Genomic DNA, 16,027 nt, shown 5'->3' with positions numbered 1-16,027 from the left:
TCCTTATTTTCCGGTGATTTCCGCTTCGAGTGGTTCGGACGCGGCGGGGAGGCCGCGCAGGGTGCGGTTGAGCGTGGTGAACACGGTGACGACCGCGATGGCGCCCGCGCACGCGAGCACCGCGGCGGGTCCGGTCAGCACCTCGACCAGCCAGCCGCCCAGCGCGGGGCCGAGCGCGGCGGCCAGGCCGCCGGTCACCCCCAGTACGCCGCCGAGCCGGCCACGCAGCTCGTCGGGCGTGTTCAACAGCTGGTAGGTGCTGATGGCGGTGTTGACCGACGGCGGGAGGAAGGCGATCGCGGCGAACAGCAGTCCCATCAGATAACCGCTGTGCACGAAGATCGCGATGGGCGTCAGCACGGTCAGCGCCCAGAACACCCCGGTGATCAACAGGTACGGGCTGATCTTGCGATACAGGACGGGCGCGGCGAAGGCGCCGAGCACCCCGCCGGCGCCGAGCATCGCCGCCATGACACCGATCTCGCCGGCGGGCATGCCCCGACGGTCGGCCAGCACGATGATCACCAGGTAGTAGGCCGAGAAGAACAGGTTCAGGCTGACCACGCAGAACGTCGTGACCCGCAGCCGGGGTTGCCCCCACACCCACTTCAGCCCCTCCACGATCTCCCGGCCGAGATGCGCGGGCGGCCGGGAAACCGCGGCAGGCCGTGCGGGCAGCCGGACGAACAGCAGCGCCACGAACGCGAAAAGATGCGTGAGGACGTCGAAAACGAACGGGACGACCCGGCCGAGGGCGAACAGGAACCCGCCGAGCGCGGTGCCCGACAACTGCCCGGCGCTGGTCCTCGCGGCGTTCAGCGAGACCGCCGTCGGTACTTCCCCGGCTTGGACCAGGAGGGGCAGGCTCGCCTCCTCCGCCGGTTCGAACAGGGCACGGCACACCCCCATCACCACGGCGACGACGACCAGGAGGCCGACTCCGGCACCGTCCCACCACAGCGCGAGGACGAGCGCGGCGGCCGCGATCGCCTGCACGGCCTCGCAGCCGAGCATGATCCGCTTGCGGTGCCAGCGGTCCGCCAGCGCGCCGGCGGGCAGCCCGGCGACCAGCTGGGCGATCGCCACCGAGCCGACCACGAGCCCCGACTGCACACCGGATCCGGTGATCGCCAAGACCAGCAGGGGGAACGCGATCATCGTGGTACTGAAACCGGCCTCGGAGACGACCTGCCCGGTCCACAGGAGCCGGTAGTCGCGATTGCTCCTCAGTCCGCTCACGCCTCCTCACCCCGGCAGTCCGACGCGATGGCGCGCAAGGCTTCGGCGAAGTCCGCGGCGACGGCCGCCACCGTGGTCCGCGTGTTCAGGTGAGGCTGGTAGTACCAGGAGAACTCCAGACGGCCGTCACGCACACCGCCGACCACCTCGAGGACGTGCGGCGGGCGGTTCGCGGGGTCCTGCTCGCGGCCGAGAGGCGCGTGGGCCCGGAGATAGAGCCCGCTCCCCTCCCCCGCGTGATCGCCCTGGCCCAGGTAGTTGAACGCGACCTCCGACGCCGTGTCACCGAGCTCCGGGTACCGGAAGTACCGCAGGGCGCCATAGCCGAAACCGTTGCCCGGCAAGGCACGCAGCTGTTTCCGGACCGCCTTGACCAGTTCTCTCCAGCCGAGGGAGTCCTCGACCGTGAGACCGACCGGGAACAGGGTGGTGAACCATCCCACGGTCCGCGAAAGGTCGACGTCGTCGAGGATCTCTTCGCGTCCGTGGCCTTCCAGATCGACGGCGACGGCTCGCTGTCCCGTCCAGCGGGTGAGCGCCCGGGCCAGCGCGGTCAGCAGAACGTCGTTGATCCGGGTGCGGTACGCGCCGGGCGCCAGATGCAGCAGGGCGTCGGTGTCCCGCTCGTCGATCTCGACGGTCACCGATTCCGGCGGAGCGGGCGGAGCGCCGGTCTGATCTCGCGGGATCGTGCGACCGGGCAGCTCACGCGCCCAATGCGCGTGTTCACCGTCCAAACCGCCCTCCGCGACGAACTCGCGCAGCCGGTGCGCCCAGTCCCGGAAGGACGTCGTCTTGGCCCCGAGGTCCGCCTTCTCCCCGGCTTCGATCTGCCGGTACGCGCGTTCGAGGTCTTCGAGCAGGATGCTCCACGACACCGCGTCGACGACCAGGTGGTGCGCGGCGAGCAGCAGTCGGGGATTCTCCGTCCCCGCCGGTTCGGTCAGCAGCGCGCGCAGATGCGGTGGCCGGGCCAGGTCGAAGTCCGCCTGCGCCGACTCGGCCTCGCTCTCCAGATCGGCGGCGGGCACCCTCTTCAGCACCGGCCTCGGCTCGGCCGGTTCGTTGTACTGCGTCCACCCGGCGGCGGTCCGCTCGAAGCGCAGGCGCAGCGCGTCGTGCTGGGCGACGACGGCGTCGAGCGCGAGCCGCAGTGACTCCTCCTCCACCGGTCCGGCCAGTTCGACGACCACCGATTGGTTGAAGTGCGCCGGATTCGCCGGTTCGGAGGCGAAGAACCACCGCTGGATCGGCGTCAGCGGAACGTCACCGACGACGACCTCGCGATCCTCGGCCGCCGTGTCGACCGGTTTCACCACCGTCGCCAGCTCGGCGACCGTCTGGTGGGTGAACAGATCCTTCGACCGCATCGCCAGGCCCGCCTGCCGGGCACGGTGGACGACCTGGATGCTCAGGATCGAGTCGCCCCCGACATCGAAGAAGTTGTCCGTGGCCCCGACCCGGTCCAGGCCGAGGACTTCGGCCCAGAGGTTCGCCAGGGTCTCTTCCGTTTCGGTGCGCGGCTTCACGTAGTCCGCACTCTGCGCCAGAGACGGATCCGGGGCGGGGAGCGCCGCGCGGTCCACCTTGCCGTTGGCGGTGATCGGGATCGCGTCCACCGGGACGAAGATCGACGGCACGAGGTAGTCCGGCAGCGTCTCCCCGAGGAAGGCCCGGAGGTCCGTCGCCTCGCCAACCACGTAGGCGACGAGCCGTTTGTGGCCGGCGATCTCGCGGGCGACCACGACGGCGTCCCGTACCGAGGGATGCCGGCGCAGCGCCGTTTCGATCTCACCGAGTTCCACCCGGAAGCCGCGGACCTTGACCTGCTCGTCCACGCGTCCCACAAACTCCAGCCCACCCGGCACCGTCCAGCGGACCAGGTCACCGGTCCGGTACATCCGGCTTCCCCGCGTGCCGAAGGGGTTCGCGACGAACCGGTCCGCGGTCAAACCGGGCCGGTTCAGGTATCCCCGCGCGAGACCGGCGCCGTCGACGAACAGCTCGCCGGTCGTCCCGATCGGCACCGGCCGCAGCGCGGTGTCCAGGACGTGGACCTCGGTGTTCGGGATCGGCGCGCCGATCGGCGGCGTGCCGCCGGGGGTCAGCGGCGCGCTCCACGAGGTGACGACGGTGGACTCCGTGGGCCCGTACGCGTTGATCATCCGCCTGCCCGGCGCCCATCGGTCCACCAGCGCCGCCGGGCAGGAGTCCCCGCCGACGAGCACGGTGCGGAAGTCCGGCAGGTCCACCTCGGGAACGGTGGCCAGCGCGATCGGCGGGATCAGGGCGTGGCTGATCCGCCGCCGCCGCAGGACCTCGGCGAGCTGGGTGCCGAGCAACGGCCCCTCGGGAGGGACGACGAGCGCGGCGCCCGCGGGCAGGGACAGGCACAGTTCCAGGATCGACGCGTCGAAACTGGGCGAACTGAACGCCAGCACGCGATCCCCCGGACGTACCTCGCAGTGCTCGATTCCGGCGGCGGAGAAGGAAGCCAGCCCGGCGTGGGAAACGACGACGCCCTTGGGCCGCCCGGTCGAACCGGACGTGTAGATCACGTACGCGGGCTGCGCCGGATCGACCGGCGTCCCCGGATCGGTGTCGTCGTACCCGGTCGCGTCGAGCGCGCCGTCCACCACCAGGACCGGGTCCGCGTCGCGCAGCATGAACTCGATGCGCTCGGCCGGATAGCCGGGATCCACCGGCAGGAACGCGGCTCCGGTCTTGGCCACGGCCAGTTCGGTGACCACGAGGTCCACCGAACGCGGCAACCGGACGGCGACGATCCGCTGGGGACCGGCGCCCCTCGTCGCGAGGAGCCGGGACAGCCGGTTCGCCCGCGCGTTCAGTTCAGCGAAGGTCAGCGAGCCCTCGTCCGACAGGAGCGCGGGCGCCGTGGGTGTCCGACGGGCCTGTGTCTCGACCAGTTCGGCCAGGGAGGCGGCCGGGACGTCGCGCGCGGTGTCGTTCCACGCTCGCAGCTGGTCGAGTTCGACCTGGGGCAGCGACGGCAAGGTGGCCATCGGGCGATCCGGTTCGGCCGCGAGCGCGGTCAGGAGGGTCCGCAACCGCGCGATCAGCCTGTCGATCGTCGCCGCGTCGAACAGTCCGGTGCTGTAGTTGATCGCCCCGTGCAGCGCGTCGCCGTCCTGCTCGAACTGCACGAGCAGGTCGAAGGTGGCCGACACCGCGGGCAGCGCGACCTCCTCCGCGACCAGCTTGCCGGAGCCGGGCCGGTCACCGGTGTTCTGCAGAACCACCATGGCCTGGAACAGCGGGGTCCGGCTCGGGTCGCGGGCAGGCTGCACGGCGTCCACCACGCGTTCGAAGGGGACGTCCTGGTGGGCGAACGCGTCGAGCACCGTGCTCCGCACCCGCGCCAGGAACTCCCGGAACGACCGTCCGCTGTCCACAGTGGACCGCAGGGTGAGGGTGTTGACGAAGAACCCGACGAGGCGTTGCAGTTCGGCGCGCTCCCGGCCGGAGGTCACGGTACCCACGGCGACGTCTTCCTGACCCGCCCAACCGGCCAGAAGCACCTGGCAGGCGGCCACGAGGGTCATGAACAGGGTGCCGTCCTGGGCGTTGGCCAGCTCCCGGAGTTTCGTGGCGACGTCGGCGGGGACGTCGAATCCGGCCCACTCCCCCTCGGTCGTGCGCACCGCGGGCCGGGGCCGGTCGGTGGGCAGCTCGAGCGGTTCCAGCCCGGCGAGACGGTCTCGCCAATGGTCCAGCTGCCCGGCGAGCTCGGGGCCGTCGAGGAGCCGGCGCTGCCAGGAAGCGAAGTCCGCGTACTGCACCGGAAGCTCCGGCAACCGCGGCTCTTCGCCACGGACGAAAGCGGCGTAGCAGTCGTCGAGTTCGGCGGCCAGCACGCCCGAAGACCAGCCGTCGGTGACGATGTGGTGCAGCACCAGCAGGAGGACGTGCTCGTCGGCCGACCGCCGGAACAGCCGGGCCCGCAGCAGCGGTCCGGTGCGCAGCTCGAACGGCCGCGACGCTTCCCGCACCAGAGTGTTCTCGTCGAAGTCCTCCACCGGCAGGTCGACGTGGTACGGCTCGTGCACGAACTGGACGCCACGGCCGTCGACGGCGTCGAAGGTCGTCCGCAGCGATTCGTGCCGGGCCACCAGGAAGTCCAGCGTCCGGTTCAGCGCGTCGACGTCGAGCTCGCCGCGGAGCAGCAACGCCGTGGGTGAAAGGTATTCGGTGCCACCGGATTCGAACTCGTCGAGGAACCACAACCGCTGCTGGGAGAACGACAACGGCAAGGCACCGTCGCGGGCGACGACCGGGATGGGCGAGGTACCGGCCTGCTGCTCCGGCAGCGCCGCGGCGAACCGGCCGAGGGTCGGCGCGCTGAACAACGCGCGGGGCGAGACATCGACGCCCAGCTCGGTACGCACCCGCGACGTGATCCGCATGCTCAGGATCGAGTCACCGCCGAGTTCGAAGAAGCTGTCCGTGACGCCGACCCGGTCCAGTTTCAGTACTTCGGCCCAGATCGCGGCGAGACGGCGTTCGGTCTCGGTCCGGGGCGCCACGTATTCCGCGGCGGTGTCGCGGCCAGGCGCGGGAAGCGCCCGCTTGTCGACCTTTCCGTTACGAGTCAAGGGAAGTACGTCGAGGGCGACGTACGCCGTCGGGACGAGGTGATCCGGCAGGCGCTCCCGCAGCCAGTCCCGCAGGCCTTCGGTGTCGCCGACGACGTAGGCGACGAGGCGTCCGTCGCGCGCGGCGACCGCGGTGTCGGTGACCGCGGGATGCCGCCGCAGCACGGCTTCCACCTCTCCGGGCTCGATCCGGAAGCCGCGGATCTTCACCTGGTCGTCGACGCGGCCGAGGTAGTCGAGCCGTCCGTCCGCGGTCCAGCGCACGCGGTCGCCGGTGCGGTACATGCGAGTGCCGGCCGGGCCGAAGGGATCGGCCACGAACCGATCCGCGGTCAGCCCCGGACGGCCGAGGTAGCCGCGGGCGAGCTGGACGCCGGCGAGGAACAACTCGGCCGGCATCCCCGCCGGGACCGGTACGCCGGTCGCGTCGAGGACGTACGCCCGCAGGTTGGCCAGCGGACGGCCGATCAGCGGCCGGTCCCCCGTCACCGGCGTGTGGACGGAGTCGACGGTCACTTCGGTGGGCCCGTAGTAGTTGTGCGCGGTGACCCCGGACTCCACCAGTTCACGCCACAGCCGCTCGCCGGTCGCCTCGCCGCCGACGAGAACCGTGCCGGGACGGTGTTCCCCGGTCAGCAGTCCGGCCTCGATCAGCTGCTGCAGATACGTCGGCGTCAGGTCGAGCAGGTCGATCCGGTGGTGCCGGACGTAGTCGACGGCGGCACGGGGGTCGAGCCGGGTGTCGTCGTCCAGCACGTGCAGCTCGTGACCGTCGATCAGAGCCAGCACTCCTTCCCAGGACGTGTCGAAGGAGAACGAGGCGGTGAGCGCGATCCGGCGGCGCTCCCCGCCGAGGAAACCGCGGCGGTGCGCGGCGAGCATGTTCATCAGGCCGCGGTGCTCGATGACGACGCCCTTGGGCGTTCCCGTCGAACCCGAGGTGTAGATGACGTACGCGGCGGTGTCCACACTCGCCCGCGTCCCGGCGGAGGTCGCCGACGTGAGCCCCGGCTCGCCGAGGACGACCACCGGCCGCGCGTCGTCGAGCAGGAAACGTTTGCGTTCTTCCGGAAGGCCGGGGTCGATCGGCAGATACACCGCGCCCGCCTTGAAGATCGCGAGGATCGCGACGACGGCCTCGGCCGACCGCGGCAGCGCGACGGCCACCACCGATTCCGGACCGGCGCCTCGTGCGGCCAGCTCCCCCGCCAGCCGCGTGGCGCGGGCGTCGACCTCGGCGAAGTCCCAGGCCGTGTCCCGGAAGACCAAGGCGGTCTCGTGCGGCACACGGGCGACCGTGGCTTCGAAGACGTCCAGGACCGTGCCGGACGGCACGTCGATCACCGGCCCGCTGCTCGAGGCCAGCAGTTCGCGCCGTTCGGACGGCGACAGCGGGGACAGCGCGTCGACGCGGCACCGCGGGTCGTCGGCGAAGGCGCGGAGGAAGCCCGCGAGCTGATCCGCCAGACGGCGGATCGTGGCCGTGTCGAACAACCGCGGGTCGTAGGACAGTTCGAGCCCGAGCTTGTCGTGCAGATAGGCGGTGAGGTTGAGCGGGAAGTTCGTCGTGTCCAGCGACTCGACGTCCAGCACGCGCACGTCGGCCTGACCGCTGTCCTCGATCGGGTAGTTCTCGAACACCACCACGCTGTCGAACAGGGCCGTACCGGCGGGCACGCCGGTGAACGCCTGCAGTTCGGACAGGGCGAGGAAGTCGTACCGGCGCGCGTCGGCTTGTGCCGTCTGGGTTTCCCGCAGCCAGTCGACGGCGGGCTGGTGACCGCGGATCTCCACGCGGGCCGGGACGGTGTTGATGAACATGCCGATCATCGCCTCGACGCCCGGCATTCCTTCCGGGCGGCCGGACACGGTGGCGCCGAACAGCACGTCGGTTTCCCCGCTGTAGCGCGCGAGCAGCAGCGCCCAGGCGCCTTGCACGACGGTGTTGACCGTCAGCGCCGCGGACTTCGCCGTCTCGTGCAGCCGCGCGGACTCCTCCGGGGACAGTTCGACCAGGATCGCTTCGCCCGATTCGGCTCGATGCGCTTCCCTCGGCCGCCGGTCGAAGGGCAGCGAGGTCGGCGTGGTGAACCCGTCCAGCACCGCGCGCCAGTGGTCCTCCGCCTCGGCGCGGTCCTGGTCGGCGAGCCAGGCCAGGTAGTCGCGGAACGGACGGCGCGGCACCAGGCGCGCGGCCCGGCCTTCGACGATGGCGGCGTACTGCTCGCACACCTCGCCGAAGACCTGCGCCGTGCTCCAGCCGTCGAGCAGGACGTGGTGCGAGGTCCACACCAGTTGCACTTCGTCCTCGGTGAGCCGGGCGATCGCCAGGCGCATCAGCGGCGGCGCGGTCAGCTCCATCCCCGCCGCCACGTCCTCGGCCAGCACCTTCGCCAGTTCCCGGTGCTGCTCCGCCGGGGCGAGCGCGCGCCAGTCGTACTGCCGGACCGGGACCCGGACCTCACGATGGACTCGCTGGATCGGCGCCTCGATGCCCTCCCACGCGGTACTGCTGCGCAGGATCGGCGTGCGGTCGACCACGCGCTGCCAAGCCTCGGCGAGCGCCTCCGGACGGCTCACCCCGGCCAGCCGGAGCCGGAACTGGTCGAAGTACGCGGTCGAACCGGTGTCGACCAGACTGTGGAACAGCATGCCCGTCTGCAACGGGGTGAGCGGGTAGATGTCCTCGACGTCGCGGCCGTCCCCGGCGAAGCGGTCGACATCGGCCTGAACGAGCCTGGCCAGCGGGAAGTCGGACGGTGTGCGCCCGCCCGCCCCGGCGCAATGCGCGATGATGCCCCGCAAAGCGCCGAGCGTGTCTTCGGCGAGCGCGCGGATCGTGCTTTCCTCGTGCACCTCGTCGGAATACTGCCAGGTGAGATGCAATTCGCCGCCTTCGACGACGCCGACGACGTCGAGCAGATACGGGCGGACGCTTTCCGGGTCGCTGTCGTGCCCGATGCTTTCGCCCCGCCCCTGGAACCACCCGTCCTCGGCACCGCCCATGTCCCAGCGGCCGTGGTAATTGAAGGAGATCCGGGGCGTGGGTATCGCGCGCACCGCGGAACCCGGCGCGTCTTCGGCGCTCAGATACCGCAACGCCTCGTAACCGGCGCCTTTGTTCGGAACCGCGCGCAGTTGTTCCTTGACGGATTTGAGCACGTCGCCCCAGTCGCCTTCGGACACCGCGGGCGCGATCGGGTACTGCGCGGTGAACCAGCCGATCGTCCGCGAAAGGTCGAGCGGCCCGGCGATTTCCTCACGGCCGTGGCCTTCCATCGCGATCATGACCCGCGACCCCGCCCAGCGGGTCAGCACGCGGCCGAGCGCGCTCAGCAGGACGTCGTTGACCTCCGTGCGGTACGCGCCGGGAACGTCGCTGAGGAGCGCGGTGGTCTCGGCCCGGCCAAGTGACACCGAGACACCGCGCTCCGATTTCGCGGCGTTACGGCCCGGACGGTCAACCGGAATATCCGCCCGCGCACCGCGCAGAGAATTTTTCCAGTACGCGGTTTCCCTGTCGAGGTGTCCCATTTTCACGTTCTCGGCCAGAGAATGAGCCCAATGGGTGAACGATGTGCGCACCTGGCCGAGAGATTCACCGAGGTACGCGCGTTCGAGGTCGGCCAGCAGAATTCGCCACGACACCCCGTCCATGACGAGGTGGTGGGCGGTGAGGAACAACTGCGGCGGCTTGTCGTGGAAGGTGAACAGCACCGCGCGCCACAGCGGTCCGGTGGTGATGTCGAGTGAGGTCTGCGCCCGCACCGCCTCGGTGTGCATGGCGGCCGCCGTGTCGTCCACTTCGGACAGATCGACGTGCCGGAGGATGTCGTGCGCTTCGGCGGGCGCGGGTTCCTGCACCCAGCCGCCGTCCGCGCGGGAGAACCGCATGCGGAGGGCATCGTGCCGTTCAGCGACACTGTTCAGGGCGGAGACGAGCTTCGGGACGTCCACTGAGGACAGCACCAGGTGCACGGACATGGTCAGCCGCCACGGATCGTCCATCCGCTCGAACAGCCAGGACTGGATCGGGCCGAGCGGGGCCGGGCCGCGGTCTTCCTCTTCGACGTGCTCGGCGGGCGCCTCGGGCCGGGCGACGTGGGCGAGTTCGGCGATGGTCTGGTTCCGGAACAGGTCCTTCGACGACATCGTCAGCCCCGCCTGCCGGGCGGCCGCGACGACCTGGATGCTGAGGATCGAATCGCCGCCGAGGCCGAAGAAGTTGTCCTCGACGCCGACACGGTCGACGCCCAGGACCTCCGACCAGACCCCGGCCAGAATCGTCTCGACGTCGGTGCGCGGCGCCGTGTAACGGTTTTCGGCCCGCGCGCCCGGCTCCGGCAATGCCCGGGTGTCGAGTTTCCCGTTGGCGTTGAGCGGCAGCCGCTCCAGAGCGACGAACACCGCCGGCACCATGTGCGCGGGCAGCGAGCGGCCGAGGAACTCCCGCAGCGCCGTCGTCCCGGGCACGGCGCCGGTCAGGTAGGCGACGAGCCGCCGGGCGTCCCCGGTGCCGTGGGCGACGACGGCCGCCGTCTCGACGTCGGGGTGGGCGATCAGAGCCGCTTCGATCTCGCCGGGTTCGATGCGGAACCCGCGGATCTTGACCTGGTGATCGGCCCGGCCGCGGTAGTCAAGCTCGCCGCCGGCGGTCCAGCGCAGCAGGTCGCCGGTGCGGTACATCCGGGTTCCTGGCGCGCCGAAGGGATCCGCGACGAACCGCGACGCGGTGAGGCCGGGGCGGTTGAGATAGCCGCGGGCCAGACCCGCGCCCGCGACGTACAGCTCGCCGGTCACGCCGGGCGGGACCGGGGCGAGATCCGCGTCGAGCACGTACGTCCGCAGGTCCGGGATCGGGACGCCGACGGTGGCCGTCCCGTCCGCTTCCAGTGGCCGGTGGGTCACGTGCACCGTGGTCTCGGTGATGCCGTACATGTTGACCAGCAGCGGTCCGTCCGGATGTCGCCGGTACCACTCCGCCAGCCGCGCCGGATCCAGCGCCTCGCCACCGAAGATCACGTACCGCAGGCTGAGCTCCGCCGAAGGCAGGGCACCGAGGCGGTAGAAGGCGGACGGCGTCTGGTTGAGGACCGTCACCCGCTGTTCGGCGAGCAGGGCCAGGAAGTCTTCCGGTTCGCGGACCGCGTCCTGCGGGACGACCACGAGCCTGCCGCCGTGCAGCAGCGCGCCCCACAGTTCCCAGACCGAGAAGTCGAACGCGTAGGAGTGGAACAGCGTCCAGACGTCCTGCTCGTCGAAACCGAACCAGTGGTCGGTCGAGGAGAACAGGCGGGTCACGTTCGCGTGCGGGATCAGCACGCCCTTGGGCACGCCGGTCGAGCCGGAGGTGTAGATGACGTAGGCGGTGTTGCCCGCCTCCACCCGCACCCGCGGCGTGGTGTCCGGCCACTCGCCTGCCTCGACCGATTCGACGACGCACACCGGACGCGCGTCCGTCAGCGTCGCCTCGATCCGGGCGGCCGGGTACGCCGGGTCGATCGGCAGGTAGGCCGCACCCGTCTTCAGTACCGCGAGCACGCCGACGACGAGGTCGGCCGTACGCGGCAAGCGGAGCGCGACCAGCTTTTCCGGTCCGGCGCCCTCGTCGATCAGCCGGTGGGCGAGGCGGTTGGCGCGCCGGTCCAGCTCGCGGTAGGTCAGCTCGGTACTCCCGCTCGTCACGGCGACGGCGTCCGGCGTGCGCGCCGCCTGCGCGGCGAACAGTTCGTGCAGGGCGGGCGCCGGTTCCGCGGCGGCCTTGCCGTTCCACTCCAGCAGCACCCGGTCACGTTCGGCGGGGCTGATCCAGGGCTGCTCGGCGAGAGACCGCTCCGGTGCCGACGCGATGCCGTCGAGCATCCGGCGGAGCCAGCCGGTCAGCCGTTCGATGGTGCCGGCGTCGAACAGGTCGGTGTTGTAGTTGACGAGCGCGTCGAGCCGTCCGGCGGTCTCCTGGAAGTGGATCGTGAGGTCGAAGCCCGCGGTCACGACCGGCGGGGCCACCTCCTCGACGTCCAGGCCGGTCATCGTGGGGCGGCTGTCCGGAGTGTTGTGCAGGACGACCAGAACCTGGCACAGCGGCGTGCGGCTGGTGTCGCGCTCGGGTTGCAGATCGTCGACGACCCGGTCGAAAGGCACGTCCTGGTGGGCGAAAGCGTCCAAGACGGTGTCGCGCACATCGCCGAGGAAGGTGTCGAAGCCGACCTTCAAGTCCACTGTGGACCGCAGGACGAGGGTGTTGACGAAGAACCCGATCAGGCCCTCGAGATCGGTGCGCTCACGACCGGAGACGACGGTGCCGACGGCGATGTCGTCCTGCCCGGACCAGCGGGCGAACAGCAGTTTGCTCGCGGCGAGCAGGGTCATGAACAGGGTGCCGCCCTGGTGCCGGGAAAGCTCCTTGAGCCGGGCGGTGGTCCCGGCGGGCACGCTGAACTCGTGCAGTGCGCCGTTCTTGGTCCGCACCGCCGGACGAGGCCGGTCGGTGGGCGGGTCCAGCGCCGGGACGCCGTCGAGCCGGTTGCGCCAGTAACTGAGCTGGGCGTCGGATTCGGTGCCCCGCAGGCGTTCCCGCTGCCAGACGGCGTAGTCGGCGTACTGCGCCGGCAGGGGCGGGAGGGACGGCTCCGCACCGCGGGCGAACGCGCTGTAGGACGCGGCCAGTTCGGCCAGCAGGACACCGGAGGACCAGCCGTCGGTGACGATGTGGTGCAGCACCAGCGTGAGCACGTGATCGCCGGGGGCGAGCCGGGTCAGCGCGACCCGCAACGACGGGCCGGTGTGCAGGTCGACGGGACCGGTCGCGGCGGCCAGCGCGGTGTCGAGATCGCCATCGGTGACGGCGACGTCGACGGCGTAAGGCGGATTGATCACCTGGACGCCGCGGCCGTCGACGGTCGCGAACGTCGTGCGCAGGGACTCGTGCCGGGCGACCAGCGCGGTCAAGGCGCGGTTCAGCGCGCGGACGTCCAGCTCACCGCGTAGCCGCAACGCGGTCGGTGACACGTATTCGGTGCTGCCCGGTTCGAATTCGTCGAGGAACCACAGTCGTTGCTGGGCGAAGGAAAGCGGTGCCTCGAACCGGCCGCCGTCGCGGGGCAGCAGCGGGATCGCCTCCCGCGGCGCCGTGCTCTCGGGCAGCCCGAGGGCGAGGCGGGCCGGGGTGGGCGCGGTGAAGACGAGCCGGGCGGGCACGTCGGCGCCCAGCGCGTCCCGGAGCCGCGCGACGACCCGGATCCCGAGCAGGGAATCCCCGCCGAGGTCGAAGAAGTCGTCGTCGACACCGACGCGTTCGACGCCGAGGACGTCGGACCAGATCTCGGTCACCAGCCGCTCGCGCTCGTCGCGGGGTGCGACGTACGGCGTGGCGGTGGCCTGCTCCGGATCCGGCAGGGCGCGCCGGTCCAGCTTTCCGTGCCGGGTCAGCGGCAGCCGGTCGAGACCGACGAACGCCGAGGGGACGAGGTGGCCGGGCAGGATCCGGTTCAGCGCGGTCCGCAGCCCGGCGGGGTTCGCGTCGCCGACGACGTAGGCGACCAGTTTGCCGTCCCGCGCGTCCACCGCGGCGTCCGAGACGTCCGGCTGCGCGCGCAGCACGGCCTCGACCTCGCCCGGTTCGATCCGGAACCCGCGGACCTTGACCTGCTCGTCGACGCGGCCGAGGTGTTCCAACTGCCCCTCGGCGGTCCACCGGGCGCGGTCGCCGGTGCGGTAGAGCCGGGCGCCGGGCGGGCCGAACGGGTCGGCGGTGAAGCGGTCCGCGGTCAGGCCCGGCCTGCCGAGGTAACCGCGGGCGAGCTGGGCGCCCGCCAGGCACAGTTCACCGGGAACCCCGGCCGGGACGAGGCGTGACCACTCGTCGAGGACGTAGGCCGTGACATTCCCCAGCGGCCTGCCGATCAGGGGCCGGTCGCCGGTGACCGGCGCGCAGGTCGCGTCCACTGTGGACTCGGTGGGTCCGTAGTAGTTGTGGACGGCCGTTTCGGACGCGGCGAGTTCGCGCCAGAGGTCCACGTCGAGGGCCTCGCCGCCGACCATCAGGAACCGTGGCCGGTGCTCGCCTTCGAGCAGTCCGGCGGGCAGCAGCTGGCGCAGGTAGGACGGCGTGACGTCGAGGAAGTCGACGTGCTCGTCCCGGACGTAGCGGGTCAGTCCGGCCGGGTCGAGACGGGTCTCTTCGGTGATGACGTGCAGTTCGTGGCCGTCCGCCAGCAGCACCGGGCCTTCCCACGAGGTGTCGAACGACAGGGTCGCGGTCAGCGCGACGCGCATCCGGTCGCGCCCGAACACGCTGCGGTGGTTGGCCAGCAGGTTGACCAGGGCCGAGTGGCCGACGACGACGCCCTTCGGCGTGCCTGTCGAGCCCGAGGTGTGGATGACGTACGCGGCGTCCGAAGGCCTGGGCGGCGCCGGTCGCGGCCCGTCGGAGGCGACCGTGAAGGTGTCGTCGAGCACGACCACCGGCCAGGTGTCCTCCAGCAGCACCCGGATCCGCTCGGGCGGCAGCCCCGGATCGATCGACAGGTGGACGGCGCCCGCCTTGAGCACGGCGAACAACGCGACGATCGCCTCGGCCGACCGCGGCAGCACCACCGCGACGACCCGGTCCGGACCGGCTCCGCGAGCGGCCAGGTCCGCGGCCAGGACGTCGGCGCGGGCGACGAGTTCGGCGAACGTCAGCCGGACGTCACCGCAGACGAGGGCGGTCTCGTCGGGCCGGGTCCGCGCCTGATGGTCGAGGAGGTCGACGACGGTCGTCGCGGGTACCTCCAGCCCATTGCTCCCCCAGAACAGCAGCCGGCGCTCTTCGGCGTCGTCGGTCAGCGGCAGGTCGGCGATCCGGCGGCCGGGTTCGGCGGCGATCCCGGCCAGCAGGCGGAGCAGGTGCCGGATCAGGCCGTCGATCGTGGCGGCGTCGAACAGTTCGGTGCTGTACTCGACGAGCCCGGCGAGCTCGCCGCCGGATTCCTCGAACTCCAGCGAGAGGTCGAAGTTCGCCGCGTCCCGCGCGACATCCGCCGGTTCCACGGCCAGCCCGGGAAACCCGGGTCCGGAACCGGTGACGGAATGCAGCAGCACCATGACGTCGAACAGCGGGTTGCGGCCGGGGTCGCGGCCCGCCTGCACGGCGTCGACGACGGCGTCGAAAGGCACGTCGTCATGGGTGAAGGCGTCCAGGACGGTCTGGCGGGCGCGGGTCAGGTGCTCGGTGAAGGACGCCGACCGGTCCACGGCCGAGCGCAGCACGACGGTGTTGACGAAGAAGCCGACGACCCGTTCGAGCTCCGGCCGTTCGCGGCCCCGCACGACGGTGCCGAGCGCGATGTCCTCCTGCCCGGTGTAGCGGGCGAACAACGCCTGGCACGCGCCGATCAGGACGGTGAACAGCGTGGTCTCCGACGACCGCGCCAAGTCGGCGAGGCGCCTGGCGACGTCCGTGGGGACGCTGAATTCCCGCACCGCGCCCGCGGTGCTCCGGACCGGTGGCCGGGGCCGGTCGGTGGGCAGGTCGAGGGGTTCGACGTCGGCGAGGTGCTCCTTCCAGTGATCGAGCCCTGCCCCGCGCGGTGGCCGATTTCGCTGCCATATGGCGAAGTCCGCGTACTGCACCGGCAGCGTGGGCAGGCGCGCGCCTTCGCCGTCGCGGTACAGCAGGCCGAGTTCTTCGGTCAGCACGCCCATCGACGCGCCGTCGGTGGCGATGTGGTGCACGCACACGAGCAGCACGTGCTCGGTCTCCGTGAGCCGTAACAGCACCGCGCGCAGCAACGGCCCGCGATGGAGGTCGAACGGCCGCGTGTACTCGACGCGCAGGACGTCCTCGAGGTCGTCCGGCGTGACGTCCACGACGGGCAGCACGACCTCGTAGGGCGGCTGGACGATTTGGACGCCTTCGCCGTCGATCTCGTCGAAGGTGGTCCGCAGCGGTTCGTGCCGGGCGACCAGCAGGCGCAGCGCGGTGGCCAGCGCGCCGTGGTCGAGCGACCCGGTCAGGCGCAGGGCGATCGCGCTGTTGTACTCCGGGTCGTCCGGCCTCAACCGGCTGAGGAACCACAGCCGTCGCTGGGCGGACGAAAGCGGGATCGGGCGGGAACGGTCGGCGGCGGCCGGGATCTCCGGCGCCGGTGCGGCCGTTCCCGCCATCCGCGCGCGCAGCGCCTCCCGCAGGTGGG

The 16,027-nt window shown here is 71.3% G+C and carries 2 protein-coding genes; both read right to left on the bottom strand.

The features are described 5' to 3' along the window. Positions 1–3: 3 nt before the first annotated feature. On the bottom strand, positions 4–1,239 hold the full coding sequence (locus tag ACLJPX_RS01415) for an MFS transporter (RefSeq protein ID WP_410598329.1): 1,236 nt from the start codon (positions 1,237–1,239) through the stop codon (positions 4–6). After that, complete coding sequence (locus tag ACLJPX_RS01410) at positions 1,236–16,022, bottom strand: non-ribosomal peptide synthase/polyketide synthase (RefSeq protein WP_410599075.1); 14,787 nt, start codon at positions 16,020–16,022, stop codon at positions 1,236–1,238. The genes ACLJPX_RS01415 and ACLJPX_RS01410 overlap by 4 nt, the downstream gene beginning before the upstream one ends. Positions 16,023–16,027 lie beyond the last annotated feature (5 nt).

The organism is Amycolatopsis sp. lyj-90 (assembly GCF_046549035.1).
Taxonomy (GTDB): Bacteria; Actinomycetota; Actinomycetes; order Mycobacteriales; family Pseudonocardiaceae; genus Amycolatopsis.
The sequence above is the reverse complement of the archived record's forward strand: the minus strand, read 5'-3'. Positions and strand labels throughout refer to the sequence as shown.